Origin of the sequence: Agrobacterium sp. rho-8.1, from assembly GCF_033957725.1 — a bacterium.
GTDB lineage: Bacteria > Pseudomonadota > Alphaproteobacteria > Rhizobiales > Rhizobiaceae > Agrobacterium.
The window spans coordinates 198,338-220,386 of sequence record NZ_CP192791.1; the positions used below are offsets into that span (position 1 = coordinate 198,338).

Below are 22,049 nucleotides of genomic sequence, written 5' to 3' on the forward strand. Positions count from 1 at the left end.
ATGGTTGGCACTTAAAATCCAACTGAAACAGCAATCCAAACAGTCCGCCGAAAAGCGACAAATTAGTTCACTAAATCCATAGAAAAAGAACAACCAGTCTTTCTACTTTATATTCACCTGTTACCCTGTGGGCATAAACAGACACTCGAATGCAAGGGGCAGCGTCATGGTCGGAATATGTAGAAGCGGGCGTGCTTCCCAGTGCTGCGAACGCCCGGAAGCTGTTCGCTAAAGCAAGCGAAGCCCGCCCATAAAACAGTCACATCTTCGGCAATCGCTCGCTCCGCACGAAGTGGAACGAAGCTGAATTGCTGCGCCAAAATTCTCCGCCCGATGCGGAAGGGCGCCGTTAGCCGAAGTCCTCCCAGACAAACAATATTCCAGGGTTTTCAGGATCATACCATGACAGAACGTTTCTCGCTGCTTTCTCTTTCTCGTCGCCGCCTGCTCACGGCGGCCTCGATAGTGGCGTCCGCTGCATTGCTCATATCGACCACCGGCACCCTGGCGGCGCATGCTGCAGATGCCCCCAAGGATGGTGGAGACATCACGTTTCTCATCGATTCTCTGGGCGATAACTGGATCCCCAACAACAGCGCGATCTCCAGTTTTCAGGGTCATATCTGGGGACACGTCGCGGACAAGCTTCTCTATGTGGATGCCGAAGGCAAAGTCAGCCCATGGATTGCCGAAAAATGGGAGCAGAACGATACTGCAACCGAATTTACCCTTTACCTGAAGAATGGCGTAACGTTTTCCGATGGCGAACCGCTGGATGCGAAAGCGGTCGTTGCCAATCTCGACATCTGGTACGCGGGCCGCAAAAACGAGGGTATCAACCCCATTGGTCTTTTCCCTAAAACCTATGACCGGTCCGAAGTAATCGATGCATCGACGGTAAAGGTCTACTTCAAAAAACCGACGCTCGGTTTCATTCCGACACTCGGTTATCACGGCTCCATTCTGATATCGCCGAAGACACTTGCCCAACCGGCGACGGCACAGGCCGATCTTTCCAAAACCTCCGGCAGCGGGCCTTACGTGGTCGAGTCCTGGAAGGAAGGCGACCACGTCACGCTGATCAAACGGAAGGACTATAATTGGGGTCCGGCAGCGGTGGGCCACACAGGCCCGGCCTATCTCGATACCATCACTTACAAGCTCGTGACGGAACCGTCGCTCCGCGTCGCTTCCGTTCAGTCCGGTCAGGCAGATATCGCCTACAACGCTTCGCCTCAGGAACTGAAGTCACTCAAGGAAGAAGGCTTCACCGTCGCGACCCCACGCTACCTCGGTTTTGTCAACGGTTGGGCGGTCAACACCAAGCTGCCGCCTTATGACGACGTGAAGGTGCGCCAGGCATTGCAGGCGGGTATCAACCGTCAGGAAATCATCGATACCGTTTATACGCCGGATTGGAAGCTCGCGACCTCGTTCATTCAGAGCAACGTTCCCGGCGCCACCGATCACAGCGATCTATTGGTCTATGATCCCGAAAAAGCCGAGGCGCTTCTGGACGAAGCGGGATGGAAAAAAGGCGCTGACGGAATTCGCACAAAGGACGGCAAGTCGCTGGAACTGACCATCCATTCCAACCCCTATCTCGCCACCTCGAAATCCGTCGATGAACTGATTGCCCAGCAGCTCGGGAAGATTGGCTGGAAGGTCAACATCAGAGCCTACGATGTCGTGACGTTCGGTGAAAAGGTCAAGTTCGGCGGGGCTGCCGTGCCGACATATGAAGTTACGCGCAGCTTTATCGATGCCGGCACGGTCGCAAGCATCCTGACGAACTCCAATAATGGTGAAAACTGGTTCGCACTCGATGACCGCGACACCAAGCTCAACGACCTGCGCGACAAGATTGCGGGAGCGGCTTCGGTAGATGAGAGAACGCCTCTGCTGGATAACCTGCAGCAATATGTTCTTGATCAGGGCTACTTCATCCCACGCACGCAGATCGTCCAGCGCATCTATGTCCAGTCACCCAACCTGAAGGGTGAAGTCTACAACGGCGTTGCCTATGCCAGCTACTACACGGCCTACATCGCCGAGTAGTCCCCTCGCAACGCATCTACGTAAGGCTCGAGCATGAACATTGACTACTTAACCTATGCCGGCAAGCGGCTTGGACAGGCGGTTATCGTCATCCTGATGGCCTATGTCTTCACCTTCGTGGTCGTCACTATCTTGCCTGGCGACCCGATCACCAGCGTTCTGCGCAATCCGCAAAACGGATTTAGCGAACAGGAAATCGCCGAGATCATCGCGGCTCAAGGGTTGAACAAGCCCGTCATCGTACAACTCTGGCATTCGTTGTCAGCGTTCCTGACAGGTGATCTCGGTATCTCAATGCGCTCTAACCGGCCTGTCTCGAGACTGATCGCGGAAGTTCTGCCATCGACGTTGATTTTGGCGGCCTCCGGACTGACTGTTGCGCTGATACTGGCCTTTGGCGTTGCCTATGCCACACAGGTCGTGCCGAAGCGCTACGGACAGGGATTGCTGCGCGCCTTTCCGTCGCTTTTTCTGTCGACGCCCAATTTCGTCATCGGCCTGTTTCTCATTCACCTGTTCGGCTTCCAGCTCAGGGTTTTCCGCGTCATCGAACCGGACAGTTTCTGGGCCACACTGTTTGCAGCGATCACCATCGGCATTCCCTTTTCGGCACAGATCGCGGAAGTGCTGATCGCCAATCTCGATCATGAGGCCGAGCAGGATTACGCGGCGGTTGCCCGCAGCCGCGGCATCGGGCCGAAGCGCCTCTTTGCCACCCACCTGCTCAAACCCGCCTCGCTGCCGGTCGTGACCGTTATAGCGCTGACCGTTGGGGAGTTGCTGGGTAATTCGCTGATCACTGAAACGGTGTTTGGACGCACCGGCATCGGCAGTCTGGTGCAGCGCTCTGTCAGCACGCAGGACTTGCCGGTTTTGCAAGCCATCGTTTCTCTAGGCGCAGTCGTCTTCGTGGTAGTCAATCTCATCGCCGATCTGCTTTATCCTCTGCTCGATCCAAGGGTGAAAATTTTTGTCGGTAAAAAACGTCGACTTGCCAGAACCGATGAACCGGTCGATGGCTTGAAAACGGGAGCCAACCCATGAGCTTCACATCCCAGCTCGGCTCATCCAGCAGTCCATTGGAACGGTTGAAAACCATTCGCATACAGCCAACCGTTGCGCTATCCTTTCTCTTAATCGCCATCGTGATCGCGTGGTCCATCGCACCGCAGTTCTTCACCAGTCTCAGCCCCGTCAACGGAGTTCCGGCAGACAAGCTGCTTGGTCCCAGTTTCGCGCACTGGTTCGGCACGGATCACCTCGGACGAGACCTTTATACGCGTGTCGTCTACGGCACTGCCTCATCGGTTTCGAGCGCGTTGGTTGCCGTGGTGATCGGTGTCCTAATGGGCGGTTTGATCGGTCTGCTGGCCGGATTTCTCGGTGGGTGGGTCGATGTCGTCTTCGCCCGTTTCGTCGATGTGCTGCTGTCCATTCCGAAGTTTCTGCTGGCCGTCATCGTCGTTACCGCCATTGGCTTCGAGACCATCAACGCCGCCATTGCCACCGGTATTTCAGCAATCGCCTTCTTTGCCCGCGTGGCTAGATCCGAGGTTATCAAAACCCGGCAGGCGACATTCGTGGAAGCATCTTTCCTGCTTGGCGGATCGAGCTGGTACATCGTTTTGAAGCATGTGCTTCCCAACGCTTCGCGCTCCCTGTTGCCGCTTTCCGTATTACAGTTCGGAGAATCCATTCTGGTCATCGCTAGCCTTGCCTTTCTCGGCTACGGCGATCCGCCACCCTCTTCCGACTGGGGCCTGCTGATTTCGATCGGCAAGGACTACCTCAAGTGGCCCTGGCTCGTTTATGCCCCCGCGCTCGTTACGATCGTGACCGTCCTCTCTGTCAACAGGATCAGCCAATGGCTTCGCAAAACGCACTGAAAACCGCGCCAATCCCTCCAGAACTGGTGGTTCCGTCACCGCGACCGGCGCTGCTGAAAGTCGAAAACCTTTCCATTTCGTATGGGCGGCAGGAGGTCGTTCACAATGTCGGTTTCGAAATCGGACAGGGTGAAAGCCTTGCCCTGATCGGAGAGTCCGGTTCCGGTAAATCCACGATCGCCAAGGCCGTGCTCAGGCTTTTGCCCGGTGGTGCAGTGGCCACCGGAAAGGTGATTTTCGGCAAGCAGGATATTTTGACTTTGCCCGAGCGGCGTTTGAGGCCCTCTCGTGGCCGTGAAATCGGTTTCGTCCCGCAAGATCCTGGCAACGCTCTCAATCCCGTGAGAACCATCGGCTCTCAGGCGCTGGAAGCCGCTGCACTGACGGACGAACCGAACGCAGCACTGCGCAAAACGCTCATCCTCGAAACCTTCGCCAAGGTTGGCCTCGACAATCCGCAACGGGTTTACGGCTCCTATCCGCACCAGCTTTCGGGTGGGATGCTTCAACGGGTACTGATTGCGCTCGCTATTTTGCCACGCCCAGCTTTGTTGGTCGCCGACGAGCCAACCTCTGCGCTTGACGTCACCATCCAGAAGCGCATCCTCGATCTTCTTTCGCGCCTTCAGAATGAACTGAATATCAGTCTGCTTCTTATTACCCATGATCTGGCGATCGCGGCAGAACGCGCAGATAATCTGGTCGTTCTCAAGAACGGTACGGTGCAGGAGGCCGGCAAGACGGCGGCAGTCTTTTCATCGCCATCATCTGCCTATGCCAAGAAGCTTCATGGCGATGTGCCTGCGCTCAATCCCGACCGCTACGCCAAACTCCGCGACCCCGGCCTTCGGCTGCATGCCAACGACAAGCCGGCAAAGATCGCGGTCAAGGGTGTGACGAAACGCTTCACGGTCGATGGCAATGTGCTGACCGTGGTGGACGACATCTCGTTTACGGTTCCTGCCGGTACGACCCATGCGCTGGTTGGTGAATCCGGATCCGGAAAGACAACGACCATCCGCCTTCTGCTTGGTCTCGAAAACGCGGACAACGGCATCATTGCCGTCGCAGGAGACGAGGTCACAGGCAAAAATCCGACGTCGCTTCGTGCGGTATGGCGCCATCTTCAACTGGTTTACCAGAACCCCTACACATCGCTTGATCCGACATGGAAGGTTGAGCACCTCGTTCGTGAACCGCTGGACCGCTTCAAGATAGGAACGCCGAAAGAACGGACAGACCTCGTGCGTGAAGCACTCGCCAATGTCGGATTGAGCGAACAACTGTTGGGTCGCAAGCCCTCCGCCCTTTCCGGTGGGCAACGTCAACGCGTGGCAATTGCCCGCGCGCTCGTTCTGAAACCTGATGTGATCGTGCTTGATGAACCGACCTCGGCGCTCGATGTCAGTGTTCAGGCCGATATCGTAGAGGTATTGCTGAACCTGCAGGCAAAGCTTGGCCTGACCTACGTTTTCGTCTCGCACGATCTCGCTTTGGTCCGACAACTTGCCCATAGCGTTTCCGTGATGCAGCGGGGGCGCATCGTTGAACACGGTGCGATCACCGACATCTTCGAGAATCCAAAACACAAATACACTGCTTCGCTCTTGAATTCGATACCTTCGGGTATTGCCGAAACAGCCCGCCCGCCCGCACCTGTCGTCAAGCGCATTCCTCAAAAGGAATACGCCGGATGAACGTCGCAACACTCTCCAAGAGCATTCCAGCATCGTTTCGCCCAAAGCAGCGTCTTGGCTTCAATACACGCGTCTCCTTCAACGACGACGATGGTCCCGCGCGGGGCTTGCGTGACGGAATTGAATTGTTCAGGCAAGCAGAGCACCTTGGCTATCAATCCGGTTGGGCGTATCAACGCCACTTCGATCATTACTTGTCGTCCCCGCTCCCTTTTTTTGCCGCCGTCGGTCAGCACACGAAACATATTTCTCTTGGGTCTGCCGTTATCCCCATGCGCTACCAAGACCCGATCCTGCTTGCGGAAGCCGCTGGAACGACCGATTTCCTGATTGACCACCGTTTGGAACTCGCCATCTCTACCGGAGCGTCGGCAGCGTTCGATGCGGTTTTCGGCACCGTCGACACGGATGCGCGAACCGAGGCGAAGCGTCGTCAGGCACGGTTTCTTGCAGCGATCTCCGGTGAGGTTCTGCATACGGCAACCAAGTCTGACGGAACAACGTCGCAGGGCACCGAGCTGCGGGTCACGCCCCATAGCCCGACCTTGCGCTCCCGTATCAAACAGGGCGTTGCGAGCGTCGACTCGGCAATTCAGGCGGCAGAACTGGGTATAGGACTGATAACCGGCACCGTTCAGCACGATGCGGCAGAAGGCGAAACATTCGGGGAATACCAAGCCCGGATTATTGAGGCCTATCGAAGCACATGGCACAACATCTGGACAACCGAGCCGCCCCCGGTTTCAGTGGCAGCATCGATACTTGTTGGGACCAGCGCAGAGCTTCGCGACAAATATGCTGCCTACGACTTGGAGCGTCGAACGTCGGGAATCGGAGCATCACGTCCCAAGGGTGCGCTGGCGCAAGAAATCCAGCCCGCTGGCTTCCAGATATCTCCCGTATTTCGAGGGACACCCGAGCAGGTTCTCGCATCCGTGCTCGATGATCCAGGCCTTGCGGCAGCCGATGAAATCGTACTGTTCCTTCCACCTGGCTTTGGACTTGCAGAGAATCTTCGTTTGCTGGCCGACCTTGCCAAGACGGTCGCTCCCTCTCTCGGATGGACGTCCAATACTCGTCCTCATGCAGATGTGTCTGAAGCGTCGAGGTTCTAAGTCACCGGTGCCAACAGGGAATATTTTCTACCAATTCGATAGAAATAGAAAGACCTGTCTTCCCCATCTGAAGAGCGAGTTCTAATCTCGCCATCACATTAAAGACTTCAAGGAGCCATCATGTCCGCGGAATTCATCAGCGTCAGCTTTCCCAACGAATCGAACGACCTGAACCCACGTCCGGACGCGCCGGTCGATCCTACGTTTCTGGAGCGCTACGCCCGTGCTCTTGATGATTACGGCTTCAACTACACACTCATTCCTTATTCTTCATCGTCATTCGATCCATTCACGCTGGGCGCGACGGTGCTTGCCCATACCAAAAACATCAAGATCATCGTCGCTCTACGCCCGAATACGGTCTATCCGACGGTGGCCGCAAAATCGCTTGCAACGCTTGATCAGCTGAGCGGTGGGCGTGTCGTCGTCCACTTCATCGCCGGTGGCAGCGATGAAGAGCAGGCCCGCGAAGGCGATTTCCTCAACAAGGAAGAACGCTATGAGCGGCAAGAGGAGTATATCCGCATCCTGCGTCTGGCATGGACTTTGAAAGAACCTTTCGATTTCGACGGAAAGTATTACCAGTTCAAGCAGTTTCGCAGCAATGTTCGCCCGACCAATAGCTTGATCCCGATTTCGCTCGGCGGCTCTTCCGACGCGGCTTATCGTATCGGCGGCTCTCTGTGCGACATCTTCGGTCTATGGGGCGAGCCACTTGCCGAAACGAAACAGCAGATTGACAGGGTCTATGCAGAAGCCGAAAAGGCAGGCAGAACCGACCGCCCGCGGATTTGGGTTACATTTCGGCCCATTGTCGCGGAAACGGATGAGCTTGCCTGGGAAAAGGCGCATCGTGTCCTCGATCAGTTGAATGCGAACCGACAGAAAGGCCTCGGGCGCGCCCCGATCAATGCTGGATCGCCTGCCAATGTCGGCTCCCAGCGGCTTCTGGATATCGCCAAACGTGGCGACGTGCATGACAGGGCTCTCTGGTATCCGACTGTGACCGCCACCAATGCTGGAGGCGCGACCACGGCGCTTGTGGGCTCTGCGCGAACGATTGCGGACTCCATTCTCGATTATATCGACCTGGGCTGCGATCTCATTTCGATCCGTGGGTATGACAATTACAACGATGCCGTGGATTACGGTCGCTACATTCTTCCGCTCGTTCGCGAGGGCATTCGTGAGCGGGAAGATGCGAAGAAAAAAGCTGCGGCCTGACGCTGAAGGCCCGTAGAGGTGTTTTCGGGCCGAAACCGGCCTCTCCGGGACGCTTCTCAAGGCCGCTGATTACCGAACTTATTACAAAGCCAGAAAGTGCGACGCGCATGCCTTACGATACCGCCATCCTTGAAGACACAGTGCAGATCGTAGCGCAGGCCGCACCGGAGGCAGATCGCAGTGGCGCGTTTCCTTGGGCTGGCATTCGTGCCGTGCATGCCAGCGGGCTTCTCGAAAGCACGGTTGCAACACGCTACGGAGGCAAAGGCGCTTCACTCAAGGATGTGGCCTTCATTCTTGCGGCTTTGGGGCGTGGCGACCCTTCGGTTGCACTGATCAGCGCCATGACGATCTTCAACCACTTGGGTCAGGCGGTCAAAAATCACTGGCCGGAAGACCTCTACCGCCGTCTGTTATCCGAAAGCAAACAGCAGCCGCTGCTGCTCAATGCTGCTCGCGTCGAGCCGGAACTCGGTTCGCCAGCACGCGGCGGCTTACCAGCAACGATTGCGCACCGGACCGCAAATGGTTGGTCCATTTCCGGTCGAAAACGTTTCGTGACCGGGGCGCAAGGTCTCACTCATTTCCTTGTCTGGGCACATACAGATGAAACGCCCGAGCGCGTCGGCACCTTCGTCGTTCCCAACAAGCTCCCCGGCATTCATGTCATCGAGAACTGGAGCAGTCTTGGTATGCGTGCCACCGGCTCCCACGATGTCGAATACGTCAATGTCGAAATACCGGCTGAAAACGTGCTGGATCTGATCGATCCATCCGTCGCTCAGCAGGACAATCGCGCCCATGCTGCGTTCAATCTCGCGCTGACTGCAATCTATCTCGGTGCGGCGGAAGCTGCGCAGGCTGCTTTCATTCGTTTCGCGCATGAGCGTGTTCCAGCCAATCTGGGTCACGCAATTGCCAAAACAGAACGTTTCGTGACGCTGTCTGGCGAAATCGATCTTCTCGTCACCGGTGCCAGAGAGATTATCTTCGGAGCACTCGAACATGGTCAGCCCGAAGCGGAAAGACTGATTAGGGCACGCCTTCTCGCCGGTCGTCAGCTGCGCGATGCCGTGCAGATTGCCGTTCGTGGCATTGGCAATCCAGGCCTCAGCGCAGATCTTGGGTTGGAGCGTCATTTCCGCGATGTTCAGTCGGTTCTCGTTCACGCACCCCAGGAAGATACGTCTGTCGCAATGCTTGGCAAAGCCGCATTCAGCCGGTGGAACAAAGATGAAGCTAATCGTGCTCTTCACAGCGACCACGCAGCCCTGAAGAAATCGGCATAAACGCTGAGTGTTCATCGAAATATGATAAGGAAATAAGATGAGTGATGATCTGATCGTCGGCTTCTCCGGCAACATCAACCGCCCTTCGAGCACTCGCAGCTTCGTGGAGCGGATCACCGTCTCACTCGCGCGGCAAACTGGCTCCAACCATGCTGTGTTCGACGTTGAAGATTTGGGCCCGTCCCTTGCAGCCGCGCGATCTGTCGCGGAACTGGATCCAGCGGCGAGACAGATTGTCAAAACCATAATTGACGCAAAAACGCTGGTGATCGGATCTCCGACCTATAAGGGAAGTTATACCGGCCTTTTCAAACATGTTTTCGATCTGCTTGATCCGGCGGACTTGCGAGGCAAACCCATCATCCTTACGGCAACTGGCGGCGGCGACCGCCATTCGCTTGTGGTGGAACACCAGCTGCGTCCCCTGTTCGGATTCTTCGAAGCGTTCGTGTTGCCCACCGCCATTTACGCATCCGGCAGGGATTTCATCGAAGGCCAACCGTCCCCTATCATTCAGTTGCGGATTGATCAGGCCATCAGGGAAGCGTCTTTACTCTTGAATGCGTCCTCCCGCTCTACAGCGATCGCTGCAGAGTGACTTGAACGGCGTCAGGCTAAAGGTCCGAAACCCTCGATCAGGAACTTTGAGTCGGAGTAGACTTTCATCGTTCGATTGGTTGTGTTGCCGTTAATGGAAATTGGACGCCGACCCACCAGTCCGAGTCGACCGCCTTGATGAAAATCGAACCTATGACACATTGGTTAAACGCTAGGTATGTCGTAGCGCAAAGGACGATGTGGCCACGGCGTTCTCAAATTTCTTGTTAGCAGGATCCTGCCCAGCGGAACTTGGCTCATCAAAGTCCATACCGCCGATCGTAGAGGCATGAATGGTCACAGGCTAACGGTAAAGAAAGAACAAATATGCCTCTCATTGATAATAGTTGATAAACGCGTATATTGCTTTCGCCACAACATAATGGAGGAGAGCATGATCAGCGCCGATCTGGGAAAGCAGCTAGAAAGCTACATTCAGGAGCTCGTTAACACAGGTCGCTACGGCTCGAAAAGCGAAGTCCTGCGTGAAGGTGTTCGACTGGTTCAAGACCGCGAGACCCGGCTAGTTGCGCTGGATGCATCCATAATGCGCGGCATCTCTGATGCGGACGCTGGTCGGACTAAGCCGGCAAGCGAAGTCTTCAGTCGTCTCGACACGAAATATCGTGCGATGGCTGACAAGGCCGAAAAATCGGCATGATCCTCGAGTTTTCCGATGAGGCCGAGAACGATCTTGAGCAAATCGTCGATCATATTGCTGAGCGCAATCCACGGCGCGCCCTCTCATTCATTCGGGAACTACGGGGCAAATGTGAAGAACTTGTCGATAACCCCAGCGGCTTCTCCCTCGTGCCGCGCTATGAACTTCATAGAATTCATCGACGCGTTCACGGCGACTACCTGATCTTCTACCGCGTTGACAATGAAAAGGTAGTCATCATCCATATTCTGCATGGTGCCACCGACTATGGCACCATCCTCTTCGGCGATTGATTAGAATGTGTCACGCTCGGCGACCCTCGCGCTTTAGCCAAGAGGAGCCGCTGCGGCTTACCTATGAGCGTCAAAACCCAGACCCTATGGCCGCGCTCTACATTTCATAGGCATCTAACGCACGATCAAGAATTTTCCGAGTCGAATACCTTGAAGGGATCTGAACCAACGCACCTGTTGTTACAGAGGCCATCTGTGTGAAATAACTCACCAGAGCTAGAGCTAATATTGAGTTATTATCTGGGCTGTTTCGGTGAGCTCTGCAGTGATCCGAAACCGATTATACACTGCATGGACTGAGGTACCGCCCCGGTTCGCAGTGAAATACATAATGACGCGCGGAGATCTGCATGGAACAATCGCCAGAAACCGGATCAGTTTTGGATGAGAAACCTACGGCGAACGACATCTCCCGTGTATTCGATCGTTTCTTTGAGGAGCCAATCTGCCGCAACTGCGGTGAGCCTCTGCGCGATAAATATTGTCATATTTGCGGACAGAAGAAAGCACAGCGGTTGAACTCTTCGCACCTGCACGACGAGGCTTGGGAGAAGCTTCGCTGGTTTGAAGCTGACATGGCAAAATCTGCCTTTCGCGTTGTCACGAGGCCTGGCGCAGTTGCCCGTAAGTATGTTCTTGGGCAGCGGAAAAGCCACACTAATCCTCTCAAACTGCTTCTCGCGGCGATTGTCGTCCTGCTCTTGGTTATTGCGCAGGTGGACTATCTCGGCACCCAGGACGAGCGGCTCAGCAAGGCAGTGGCGTTGGTGCAATCCTGGTCAAAATGGTCGTTCTCGCTCGGTATCCTGGCAATATTGATAGCATCAAACATCGTCTTCTGGACGCGACAGGGGTTCAGTTTTATCGAACACCTTGTGCTGGCGACTTATGCCCAGTTCGTTATCATAGTCGCCAACATCATCAATTTGTCACCTCTATTGCTCGATTCCAATGCACAGATGGTCAAGTCTCACCGCTTTTACACCGGCTATTATATGCCTTTTGTGGAAGTCGGGATCGTATTTTTTGCTTTCGGACAGTTTTTCGCCATTGATTGGCGACAACAATGGTGGTGGCCCGCAATCGGAGCAGGCCTATTTTACTTGTCGAAGGAAGGTCTCTTCTATCTTTATGCGCGCGCCATCATCCGAATAGTCATGGCGCAACTTTCCTGACTGAAGCGAAGACATGAAAGGAAGACACCATGAGAACCCTATTTCTATGCGCAAGCGTCGCCGCGGGATCTATCCTGACACCAGGTGCGGCTGGCGCGAATTCTGCGACTATCTGGCCAACGCAGGACGACAAGGCGATATGCAACTCGATGTTCTCGAAACTGGAAGAAGCTGAACGAGGCGTGCTTGTTGCGCAGGACCAGCCTCCGGCATCTTCTGGAGATAAAGAGGCGAGGAAGGATAATTCGGACGCAAGCAAAGCCGACGAAACCGAACTGACCACCCAGCTTTCCGAGCTGCTGCAAGCCTGTTCCTACGATGGCAAGGCGTTAAAGGTCGATGCGAGCACATTGAAGATCTCAACCGAGGCGAATGGGACCGCCGCTGTATCCCGGATCATGCGCTTCACCGGTCTGCCGCAGAATTTCACGATCACGGAAAGCGCAGTGCCGAATGCTGCGGCACTCATAGTAATGGGGCAAGACGGCGTTCCGAAGCGAGTCATTGCATACAACCGGCAGTTCATGCAGGAGATAGCACGCGCCACGGGAGACTATGACTGGAGCGGAACCTCTATCCTTGCTCACGAAATCGGCCACCATCTTTCCGGCCACACACTTCTGCAAGGCGGCAGCAAGCCTCCGATAGAATTGGAAGCTGACAAGTTCTCAGGCTTCGTTCTCTTCAAGATGGGGGCGACTTTGTCACAAGCGGAGAAAGCGATTGCCACGCTTATCCCTCAGGCCGATGGACCAACCCACCCCGGACGCAAGAGAAGGCTTGATGCCGTCCAGGCAGGCTGGGCACAATCTTGCGAACAGCAGCGGGAAAGCTGCGACGATGATCAATCCCTTGCTTTAGCGGAGCCGTCTGCACCACATGCTGAACAGAGCGTGCCGGAGGTGCCGACCGTCGTTGCAGAAGCTCCGGCAATCCCATCCGATCACACCAAAACGGCGCAGATACCAGACATTCCGGGTCCATTCGATGACATGCCATCGTTGAAACCCAATGGCGGCTCCAAGACCATTGGCCCCGCTGTTATCGACCGTCTGCCGAAGCTTTCAGACGAGGCTACGCCATCAAAATTTGACCGTTTTGTCTATGACGAGGCTGGCGCGTTCGATCCTCTTGTGCGCGACAAACTGCAAACGATCGCCTTTCAGTTCGCGTCGGCCGCCAATGTCGAGGTGGTCACAGTTGCAGTCAAGGACCTGCAAGGTCGGGATCCTGACCGGTATGCGCTGGACTTTATGCGCCAGATGCGGGTTGGCAAGCTGGATGTGGGCAACGGCGCTGTTCTTGTCGTCGCTCCGGGCACAAAACAAGTTGGCGTGGCCCTGGGGCCTGGCCTGCAGGTTTTGTTTGAAAATGACGACTCGCCAAGGCGCCGGTTACAGAGCTTTGTGAACCAGATATCTGAAAAGGTACCTGGACAGAGAATTAGTTCGACACTTGCGGGCGCGGCCTACCGTGTAATGAACCAATCAAAGCCACTTGAGTGGTCCGTGCGCTATCCGACTTTTGCAGACTATGATGCGGCGAAACGGAAAAACCGGTCCGACCGTGCAAGCGGCAGAAGACCCTTCGACCCGGCTAAGGACCCAGTCTTCCAGAAGCTTCTGCGGTTCGAGGCGACGATAGTTTCCAAGTCACCAGATAAGAACGACCGAAATCTGGCGGTCAACGAACCACGCTCGCGCTTCATCGGTCCGGCAATGCAGGTGCGGACAGCGGACGGGAAGGATGTGGTGCTCTACGTCAACGACGCAGTGCCGACGCTCATGCCAGTGCCTTTGGAAGAAGGCAAACGTTACGCCTTCATCGCACGTGATACGATCCTCAACACAGGTGCGCCACAACTCGACCTGATCAGCTACGATATGTTGTAGGAGGTAACGAACAGCGGCGCGATCGTTCGTGCTGACAGGTTCGCCCACCGGCACAAAACGGACTGCAGCTTTCTCGTTTTTACTCGGCTCCCCAGGCAGAAGCCACTAACCTGGTGCGCTTGCGGGGTGTTGATTGTCCGGTTAAATTTGAGCCAGTTTGCCATTGCAACTGTGCGTACGCTCATCGGTTACGGCACGTGTGGGCGCTTCTACGATGTCGTTGACCTAGTCAATCGTCTGAAAGCGGAGACCCGCAACGGCAAAGCTCGGATGGCCGATTACCTTAAATCCACTTCATCATCCTCTATGAACTCGGTTATCAAGAAGCCATCGCGTAGTAGGCGTCTTCTGATCTGCGGCCGGTCATTGTCTTGAACCCACGTAAAAGTTCAGCAAGACCTTCGGTCTCTTGCGATAGGCTCTGGGCGGCCGCTGTGGTTTCCTCAACCATAGCTGCGTTCTGCTGCGTGACCTTGTCCATCTCGTCACCCGCGGCGGACACCTCGCGTAAGCTGTGGGCCTGGTCCCGAGATGATACGGCAATCTCAGTGATGGTTGCGTTCATGACGCTGATTTGGCTAACGATCTGGTCAAGCGAGACCCCGGACTCGCCCACCAGCCGGACGCCAGCGTCAACTTGCTTCGCCGACGTAGAAATCAGATCCTTGATTTCACGGGCTGCCTTCGCGGAACGCTGGGCAAGCTCACGAACTTCCTGTGCGACAACTGCAAAGCCCTTCCCAGCTTCCCCCGCTCGTGCAGCTTCTACGCCGGCATTCAGCGCGAGAAGGTTCGTCTGGAAAGCGATCCCATCGATGACATCTATGATATTTCCGATCTTCAACGAAGATCCCTGAATCTCCGTCATCGCGGAGATAGCCCGAGAGACGATGTCACCGCCCTTTTCGGCGGTGGTTCGAGCCGTCGTCACCACGTTCTGGGCGCGGCTTGCGCCTTCGGCCGTTTCATTCACACCACGTGTCACATCCCCCAGTGCCGCCACGGTTTCCTCGAGCGAGGCTGCCTGCTGTTCGGTACGACGTGCCAGATCATTGGAGGCGGTGGAAATTTCTGCAAGGCCAGACCGGATGGTGCCCACTGCACGCACAACAGAGTCGACCACATCCTGGAGACTTTCCACCGAGCTATTGAAGTGGTCCCGGATTTTGACGTAACGGTGATCAACCTCGCCGACCCTGACGGTCAGATCACCCTTCGATAGCGCGTCGAGCCCCAAGGAGATCTGACGGAAAGCATGTTCCATCACATCGGCATCGCTCAGGCGCTCGGCCTCTTGGCGCAGGCGCTCTTCCTCTGCCGCCAGACGCGCACGTTCGGCGTTGGTCTCGGCAATCAGCTTGGCGCGTCCAGTCTCCTGGAAGACCTTCAGCGAGCGCGCCATGGCACCCAACTCATGCTTGAACTCAGTGCCGGCTATCGTGAACTGATCGTCGCCTCGCGCCAGCCGTTCCATGGAATGGGCCATCTTGCTCACAGCAGAGGATATCAACTTACCGATGAAATAGGACAGGACAAGTCCAATAATAATCAGGATACCGCTGATGACAAGCGTCGTATTGCTGGCGGAAGCCACCGTATCGTCTACTGAACCATCAAGTGTTTTTTGTGCGCCGGCTATGCTGGCTTGCAGTTTCTTAAATTCGTCGGAGATCTTCGGCGCGAGCACACTGAGCTGCGTCTGACGAATAGTGTCGCTGTTTTGGAGCACAGTTTTCAGGTCTGCAAGGCGAGCTGTGTAGTTCTGCATGAGCTGGTTGGCACCGAGAAGGCGCTTTTTCTGCAGCTCATTCATCGCAGCTTTCACCGCACCCTCATTCAGGGATACAGCTTCGGCAAGTGCTGTCTGCGCCGTATCGTAGGCTGCAAAGTCTCCGCCGTGCACAAAGCGCTCGGAGTAATAGAGGCTGCGGTTCAGCTCTTCCAGTGTTGCGGCTGTTTTTCGCAGTAGCTGTACGTCACCCTGGCGTCCCGCGCTGGTCATGACATCGTTAAGCGCGACGCTCGTCCACGGACCAAACTCGGTGACCTTGGACAACAATGCATCGCGCTTAGCCTGCAGTACGACGATTTGCTCGAAAGCTTGGCTGTAGGAGGCGATATCCGTACGGATCGTCGCAAGACCGGCCGCGAGTTCACCGTTGCCCTCAAAGCGCTGGTTGGTGCCTTCAAAACCCTTCACACCTGAACGAAAGCGTTCCACGATCGCCTCGCCGGGCGTTGCGCGGAACGCCTCGACTGACATCTGAATGTCGTTCAAGCGGTCGCTGTACTCCGAAATCGCAAGACTTTGGCTTGTGGTCGCGCGGTAGGATGTGAAGATAGAGGCGAGCCCGTTCAATCCCGAAATCGCCATTGCTGTCAGCAAGCTCATCAGAAGAATCAAGGGTACAAATCCGGCGGTGATCTGCGCACGAATACCGCGCTTATTCCATAAAGAAAGCATGTCAGACCTCTTCTATTTACTGGCTCTTCGGCAGATATTTTGTGACGGTCTGCGGCGTGACCAGTTCGAACGGAATGTTGTTCTCTCGCGGCAAGGTCTTCTTCTGGGCAAGCTTAACAGCTGCATCCAGTGCGCCGGCGCCTTGTCCTGTCGCACTCTGAAGCACGGTCACATCGAGTTCGCCGGCGACCATCGCAGCCAAAGCGTCGTCCGTCGCGTCGATACCGGCAACCACAACGTCCTTCATGGGCACGTTTGCCTTCTTTAAGGCTCGAATTGCGCCAAGCGCCATTTCGTCATTGTTGGCGATGACGGCATCGAACTTTACGCCAGCAGCCAGCCATTCCTGCATCTGCTGGTCGGCATAGTCGCGCGACCAATAGGCAGCCTGTCGCTCAACGATCTCGAGCCCCTTGCATTCTGGTGTGGCAATAACATCGACAATATCCTGGGTCCGTGTGCGCGCTGCGGGGCTGAATAGTTCACCCATCAAGACAACGACGCGACCCTTGCCCTTAAGGCGAGAGCAGACTTCCTTCGTCTGCATCGTACCCGACTCTTTTTCGTTGGAGGCGACGACAGCTTGAGTGGCTGGCAAGTCTTCGAGGTTGGAGGGCACATTGTTGAGGTAGACCAATGGCACGCCGCCATCGGCCGCAATCTTCGTCAACTGAGGTCCAAGGTCTCCGTCGGAAACCACCACGATGATAGCGTCAACCTTGTCAGTCACAAATTTCTGAATTTGCTTCTTCTGAAGCTCTCCGTCACCTTTGGCATTTTCGGTCACGAGCTTGATGCCAGGAATTGTCTTTCCGTGCGCACTCACGCCATCGACCAACGCCGTTCTAAATTTGTCCAAATCCGACATCGACACACCAATCGTCTGAGCATTTGCAGCAGACATGGAGATGGTCAATGCAATAGAGGCAAGTGCGCTACGTTTCATGGTTCCCGTCCAGTTATGGATTTTCACGAGAATATTCCAGATATTTCTTAAAGTTTTACTGCAAAATTATCTTTCATATTGATTTTTTGTTGATGGATTCGAAAATGCAATCACCACGAAGCTCTCGTTTCACCATTCTACATAATCACACTGGAAGCGGTCCTATCGCAAATTTTCTGCGTACCCTATATTGATCACAGGAATGGGATTGTTTGCTCATATAATTACGGAACGAGCCGATGATACTTAACACTACTTCCGAAAAGCCAGATTGAAGATCGAAGGATGAATTCAACGTGAGGCATTTCGAGTCCTGGCGGATTGTCCAGTAGGTTAAGGGGGGATTTGACAATTCAAAGGGGCGAATGTCCCGTGCTGATTGACAGGAGGATGAAAGATGTCAGATCGAATCTAAGCCTCGTCTCAGCCCTATATAGAGTGTTGGACGGGAGAAATAGACATTTAGGACGGACCTGCGCGCACCCACATCTAAGAAATTTTAGCAATATGCTTTCATCAGATCATCGAATAGCCGTTTCTAGTTCCGAAATAGGATAGAGAACGGCAGCAAGATAGGAGAGCTAAGCATGGGTTGGAAAACGCCGAGTATCGAGTACGTAAACTGACCTGCCACTGAGAATTTCCTCCAGATTCGATTATAGTCCGGCTCATCGAGGACGGACTTATGAAGAAGCAGAGATTTACGGAAGAGCAGATTATTGGTGTGCTGAAGGAGCAGGAGGCGGGCGTTAAGGCCGCTGATCTTTGCCGCAAGCACGGTATTTCCGAGGCGACCTTTTATAATTGGAAGGCCAAATACGGCGGCATGGAGGTGTCGGAGGCCAAGCGTCTGAAGGCGCTTGAGGACGAGAATGCAAAGCTGAAGAAGTTGTTGGCCGAGCAGATGCTGGATGTTGCCGCTCTTCGTGAGCTTCTTGGAAAAAAATGGTAGGGCCTGCCGCCAAGCGTGAAGCCGTCACGCATCTGAAGGTCACAATGGGGCTTTCGGAGCGGCGGGCCTGCCAGATCATATCTGCCGACCGCAAGACGGTCCGTTATCAATCCAGTCGACCACCTGAGTTAGAGCTGCGAGCGAAGTTGCGCGATCTGGCCAATGAGCGCCGCCGGTTCGGCTATCGTCGATTGTTCGTCTTGCTTCGACGAGACGGAGAGCCGTCTGGTATCAATCGCATCTACCGGCTATATCGCGAGGAAGGTCTTTCCGTGCGCAAGCGGAAAGGCAGGCGTCGTGCTGTCGGTACGCGTGCGCCGATCCTCGTCGAAGCAAAGGCAAATGCCCGCTGGTCGCTGGATTTCGTCCACGACCAGTTCGCCTGCGGCAGACGCTTCCGTGTCCTCAATGTGGTCGACGATGTCACGCGCGAATGCCTGGCGGCGATCCCGGACACATCGATCTCCGGCCGCCGTGTCGCGCGAGAACTGACGACGCTTATCGAGCGACGGGGCAAGCCCGGCATGATTGTCTCAGACAATGGGACCGAACTAACCTCGAATGCCATCCTTGCCTGGTCAAAGGATCATAAGGTTGAGTGGCACTACATTGCGCCGGGAAGACCGATGCAAAACGGCTATGTCGAGAGTTTTAACGGCCGCATGCGCGACGAACTGCTCAATGAAAGTTTGTTCTTTGGGCTCGATCATGCCCGCAGCGCCATTGCGGAATGGGCCGACGACTATAACAATTTCCGGCCGCACTCATCGCTCGGATACCAGACCCCGGCGGACTATGCCGGGATCATCGCCGCAACCGGCTCCAACGCTACGCAAAGTGGAAGCTTCGCGTTGCCGCCGGTTGCTCCCACCGCGCCATTTGGCGTATCAAAAACCGCCGAGGCTCTAATCGCAGCCGGATGAAACTTCAGTGGCAGGTCAAAACGGCTACAAGATCGTCGAAGCAGATGGACCTGTTTTTAAAGTCTACGACAACGATGTCCAGATTGGTGATGATTTTCCGTATTCCGGCGAGGCGGCTGCTTATGCAAAGTCGCTACCAAGTCGAAATCGCCAACGGGCCGATTAATCCACCAAAATTCTACAAGGCAACAGACAGCCAGAACATTTTTTGGGTTTGACGCGCTATAAACCGCTGACCGGTGTTAGTTTCTATCAATCCTCGGGAAAACAATGTCCTGATCGACAAGGACATTGAATTTGTAGCCGGGCCTGATCTCCAGGGTCGGCTGAACATCCATATTGCGTTGGATGGTACGATCGGCGACGCGACCAAACGTTTCTGCGAAATTCCGCCGCGTCGCATCCGAGGCCGTGTCCTGGGTCGCGAGCGTCGAGCTTTCCGGAACGGCCATGTCGATCCCTGTTCCGATCAGGGCAAACAGCACCGCCGAGCCGAACGTCTTCAAATAATGATTGTTCACCTTGTCCTGGAACCCGCCATACCCTTGCGCATCCGTTCCCGACATGCCGCCGATCTGCAGTGTTGAGCCGTTCGGAAAGACGATGTCGGTCCAAACGACAAGAACGCGTTTCTGTCCAAAGGACACCTTGCTGTCATAGCGACCGAAGAGCTTCGTGCCTTGCGGAATGAGCAGATGACGCCCTGTCGCGCTGTCGTAAACGCTCTGGCTCACCTGGGCGGTGATCCGCCCCGGCAGATCTGAATTGATACCAGTGATCAGTGTTGCCGGAATGACCGAACCGCGCTTCAGTTCGAAGGCTGATCGTTGTGGCACGACACGGTTCGGCAGGTAGCCAAGCTCTTTCAGATCGGCGTTGAAGAAGTCCTCCTTGGCACCTTGTGCGTTGGGATCAATGTTTTGACCACCGAGCCCGGCGCGCAGCGCCGCCGCATAGAGATCGGGGGAGCTTGCGGTATCTGTCGGAACTGTCGCGGCTCTTGCAGCCGCGCCTACGGTCGTATCCGCACGCGCTTCAAGTTTGCCGCGATCAATGGCAAGCGGCGCATCATAGGCAGCGTTATTCGCCTGCAGGCGGGCCATGCGCTGGCGCTGTTGCTCCCGTAGAACCTGTTCCTGCTGTTCCCGCTGAAGACGGACCCGCCAGACGGCTTCCGCTTCGATCTCTTGGCCGCGCTGCTGCACCTCGCGTTGCCCTGGCTGCGGCGTGAAGGGATTGTTGGTCTTTTCTTCCGTTTTCTTTGTCTCTATCGGCGTCGGCTGAAATGAGGTCTGCTGCTGCGGCTCGCCGATAATCCCATCGGTGACGCCGCGTTTGATCTGGTCGGCAAAGGTTGAGGCCGGGTTGCCAGAGCTCGTCTCCGGGCCGGTGTCCCTGCCGAAGTACAGTCCTCTGGATGCAAGCCCGTAGAAGATGACGCACAGAAACGCGAGTGCCAGAACGATGACGACGACGACCGGCAGGCGGTTGATCCGCCGGATAGTGGATTGGGCCTCGCTATTACGCGCGCCGCCGAGATTGAGAGATTGCAGCATAGGATTCTCCCTCACCCACGCCGCATCAGCGACAAGGCGCTCGCGGGCGTTGCGCCACTTGCCGTGACGGAATAAGCGCGGCCGAGCTCGACGCTTTTTGTCGAAAGCCGAGCCAATACCTGACCATCGAGGTCTAAGATCACGTAGGCCAGCGGGATGACCGTTGCGCCGCTGTCGGTCTTCTGGTCGGTGACGACGGCATAACCCCATCCCTTCAGCGCCGCTTCCATCGCCTGACCGAAGGGCGAGGTATCAGTTTTCAGCGCAACGGTGGCTTTTCCCGGCCCGATCTGTTCGGCAAGGCGGCTCACCATATCGCCGGCTATGGCACTCGCCGCCGGACCGGAGATTTCTGGCGGCGCGGTGCTGGAAACGAGCCCTTCTGTTCCGATCGACTGGCATCCGGAAAGAAGGGCGGCGATGGCGCAGGCTGCTGCAAAGTTGCGCAGCGGTTGCAAGGCGCGCGAATGGGAGAGAGTAATGTTCATTACCGCCCTCCACGCTTGATGGTGATCTTTTCCTGTTTCCAACCGACCCCCGACACGAGCACCGCGCGATCGACATGGTAATCAACGACCATCATGTCGCCCTTCATGCGGTAGTTGACGATCCGGTTCTGCCCGCCTGACGTGACAAACAGAACCGGCGCATCCTGACTGGTGATCGAGCGTGGAAACTGGATGTAGGTCTTCGACCCATCGGAATAGACCCGCGTAGGCCGCCAGCCTGCGTTGCCCGAGACCGAATAGGAAAAGTTCAACTGTCCAGCAGGGACGCCTGCACCCGGAATGGTGCTCGCCTCGATCCGGGCGTTGATGTCGGCCAGCTTTGCCGAAACGTCCTCCGGATATTCAAACCCGACGCGTGCCATATACTGGGTCGAATGGGATTTGAGCTGAATGTGATAGGTCCGCCTGGACGTCGTCACCACCATTGAGGTCACAAGACCCGGCTCCGATGGCTTGACGATCAGGTGGATCGCCTGACCGCCAGCAGCACCCGACGTCGCGGGCTCTACCTTCCAGCGCACGGTATCGCCGACCAGCACATCGCGAACCACCTCGCCGCCTTGCAATTCAATGTCGCAAACCTGCAGCGGCGAGCAGACGACGGATGGCTGGACCTCGCCGTAGAGGAAGATCACCTTGCCGTCGGCCCCCTTGGTCACCAAGCCGCGCGACCCGCGCCACTGGGTTGAGATTCCCATGCCCTTTGCTTCGTTGGCGGTGACGCCTTCGGCAGCAATAGCATGGAGAGGAACGACCAGTGAATACGCCAATGTTGCCGAGGCGAGAGCGCTTATCAGCATGGCTCGTGGTCT

At 55.7% G+C, this 22,049-nt stretch carries 19 protein-coding genes; 14 read left to right on the plus strand and 5 right to left on the minus strand.

The annotated features are described in order from the left end of the window. The first annotated feature begins 402 nt into the window (after positions 1-402). From RMR21_RS24720 to RMR21_RS24775, 12 genes are all read left to right on the plus strand, one after another. Positions 403-2,058 carry an ABC transporter substrate-binding protein gene (locus RMR21_RS24720; protein WP_498672414.1) on the plus strand — a complete coding sequence of 552 codons (1,656 nt, stop codon included), beginning with the start codon at positions 403-405 and terminating at the stop codon, positions 2,056-2,058. A 33-nt stretch (positions 2,059-2,091) separates the two neighbouring features. Then, positions 2,092-3,102 carry an ABC transporter permease gene (locus RMR21_RS24725; protein ID WP_498672415.1) on the plus strand — a complete coding sequence of 337 codons (1,011 nt, stop codon included), beginning with the start codon at positions 2,092-2,094 and terminating at the stop codon, positions 3,100-3,102. Then, entirely contained in the window at positions 3,099-3,944 is an 846-nt protein-coding gene (locus RMR21_RS24730; protein ID WP_498672417.1) for an ABC transporter permease, read from the plus strand. The genes RMR21_RS24725 and RMR21_RS24730 overlap by 4 nt, the downstream gene beginning before the upstream one ends. Then, a complete protein-coding gene (locus RMR21_RS24735) occupies positions 3,923-5,641 on the plus strand; it encodes a dipeptide ABC transporter ATP-binding protein (RefSeq protein ID WP_498672419.1) in 1,719 nt (572 codons plus the stop codon). The genes RMR21_RS24730 and RMR21_RS24735 overlap by 22 nt, the downstream gene beginning before the upstream one ends. Beyond that, positions 5,638-6,756, plus strand: coding sequence for an LLM class flavin-dependent oxidoreductase (locus RMR21_RS24740; RefSeq protein ID WP_498672421.1), 1,119 nt, complete (start codon positions 5,638-5,640; stop codon positions 6,754-6,756). Before RMR21_RS24735 ends, RMR21_RS24740 begins: the two co-directional genes overlap by 4 nt. A gap of 120 nt (positions 6,757-6,876) precedes the next feature. After that, complete coding sequence (locus RMR21_RS24745; RefSeq protein WP_498672422.1) at positions 6,877-7,980, plus strand: LLM class flavin-dependent oxidoreductase; 1,104 nt, start codon at positions 6,877-6,879, stop codon at positions 7,978-7,980. 107 nt (positions 7,981-8,087) lie between these two features. Then, positions 8,088-9,269 carry an acyl-CoA dehydrogenase family protein gene (locus RMR21_RS24750; RefSeq protein ID WP_498672424.1) on the plus strand — a complete coding sequence of 394 codons (1,182 nt, stop codon included), beginning with the start codon at positions 8,088-8,090 and terminating at the stop codon, positions 9,267-9,269. Between the two features lie 37 nt (positions 9,270-9,306). Then, entirely contained in the window at positions 9,307-9,867 is a 561-nt protein-coding gene (msuE, locus tag RMR21_RS24755; protein ID WP_498672427.1) for an FMN reductase, read from the plus strand. 393 nt (positions 9,868-10,260) lie between these two features. Continuing rightward, positions 10,261-10,527 carry a type II toxin-antitoxin system ParD family antitoxin gene (locus RMR21_RS24760; RefSeq protein ID WP_498672431.1) on the plus strand — a complete coding sequence of 89 codons (267 nt, stop codon included), beginning with the start codon at positions 10,261-10,263 and terminating at the stop codon, positions 10,525-10,527. Beyond that, complete coding sequence (locus tag RMR21_RS24765) at positions 10,524-10,820, plus strand: type II toxin-antitoxin system RelE/ParE family toxin (protein WP_498672433.1); 297 nt, start codon at positions 10,524-10,526, stop codon at positions 10,818-10,820. The genes RMR21_RS24760 and RMR21_RS24765 overlap by 4 nt, the downstream gene beginning before the upstream one ends. 350 nt (positions 10,821-11,170) lie before the next feature. Continuing rightward, positions 11,171-11,995 carry a DUF3667 domain-containing protein gene (locus RMR21_RS24770; protein ID WP_498672435.1) on the plus strand — a complete coding sequence of 275 codons (825 nt, stop codon included), beginning with the start codon at positions 11,171-11,173 and terminating at the stop codon, positions 11,993-11,995. 29 nt (positions 11,996-12,024) lie between these two features. Continuing rightward, on the plus strand, positions 12,025-13,887 hold the full coding sequence (locus RMR21_RS24775; RefSeq protein WP_498672437.1) for a TPM domain-containing protein: 1,863 nt from the start codon (positions 12,025-12,027) through the stop codon (positions 13,885-13,887). Between the two features lie 319 nt (positions 13,888-14,206). Here RMR21_RS24775 and RMR21_RS24780 read toward each other — a convergent pair whose 3' ends face one another. Together RMR21_RS24780 and RMR21_RS24785 are read right to left on the minus strand one after the other, a co-directional pair. Next, a complete protein-coding gene (locus RMR21_RS24780) occupies positions 14,207-16,351 on the minus strand; it encodes a methyl-accepting chemotaxis protein (protein WP_498672439.1) in 2,145 nt (714 codons plus the stop codon). A 16-nt stretch (positions 16,352-16,367) separates the two neighbouring features. Further along, positions 16,368-17,297, minus strand: a complete 930-nt coding sequence (locus RMR21_RS24785) for a substrate-binding domain-containing protein (protein WP_498672441.1) — start codon at positions 17,295-17,297, stop codon at positions 16,368-16,370. A 685-nt stretch (positions 17,298-17,982) separates the two neighbouring features. Between RMR21_RS24785 and RMR21_RS24790 the strand changes: the two genes are divergently transcribed. After that, positions 17,983-19,172 (plus strand): IS3 family transposase gene (locus RMR21_RS24790; RefSeq protein WP_498668974.1). Its coding sequence is split into 2 segments (ribosomal slippage): positions 17,983-18,235 and positions 18,235-19,172, totalling 1,191 coding nucleotides; the frame shifts between segments, so codons are not numbered across the junction. 7 nt (positions 19,173-19,179) lie between these two features. Next, positions 19,180-19,338: a hypothetical protein gene (locus RMR21_RS24795; RefSeq protein ID WP_498672443.1), complete on the plus strand. Its 159-nt coding sequence runs from the start codon at positions 19,180-19,182 to the stop codon at positions 19,336-19,338. Between the two features lie 76 nt (positions 19,339-19,414). On the opposite strand, the gene trbI is transcribed toward RMR21_RS24795, so the two are convergent. From trbI to trbG, 3 genes are read right to left on the minus strand one after another with little or no spacing between them, the layout of a single operon-like run. After that, entirely contained in the window at positions 19,415-20,728 is a 1,314-nt protein-coding gene (gene trbI / locus RMR21_RS24800) for an IncP-type conjugal transfer protein TrbI (RefSeq protein ID WP_498672445.1), read from the minus strand. A gap of 11 nt (positions 20,729-20,739) precedes the next feature. Further along, on the minus strand, positions 20,740-21,216 hold the full coding sequence (gene trbH, locus RMR21_RS24805; RefSeq protein WP_498672447.1) for a conjugal transfer protein TrbH: 477 nt from the start codon (positions 21,214-21,216) through the stop codon (positions 20,740-20,742). After that, complete coding sequence (gene trbG / locus RMR21_RS24810) at positions 21,216-22,037, minus strand: P-type conjugative transfer protein TrbG (RefSeq protein ID WP_498672449.1); 822 nt, start codon at positions 22,035-22,037, stop codon at positions 21,216-21,218. Before trbG ends, trbH begins: the two co-directional genes overlap by 1 nt. Positions 22,038-22,049 lie beyond the last annotated feature (12 nt).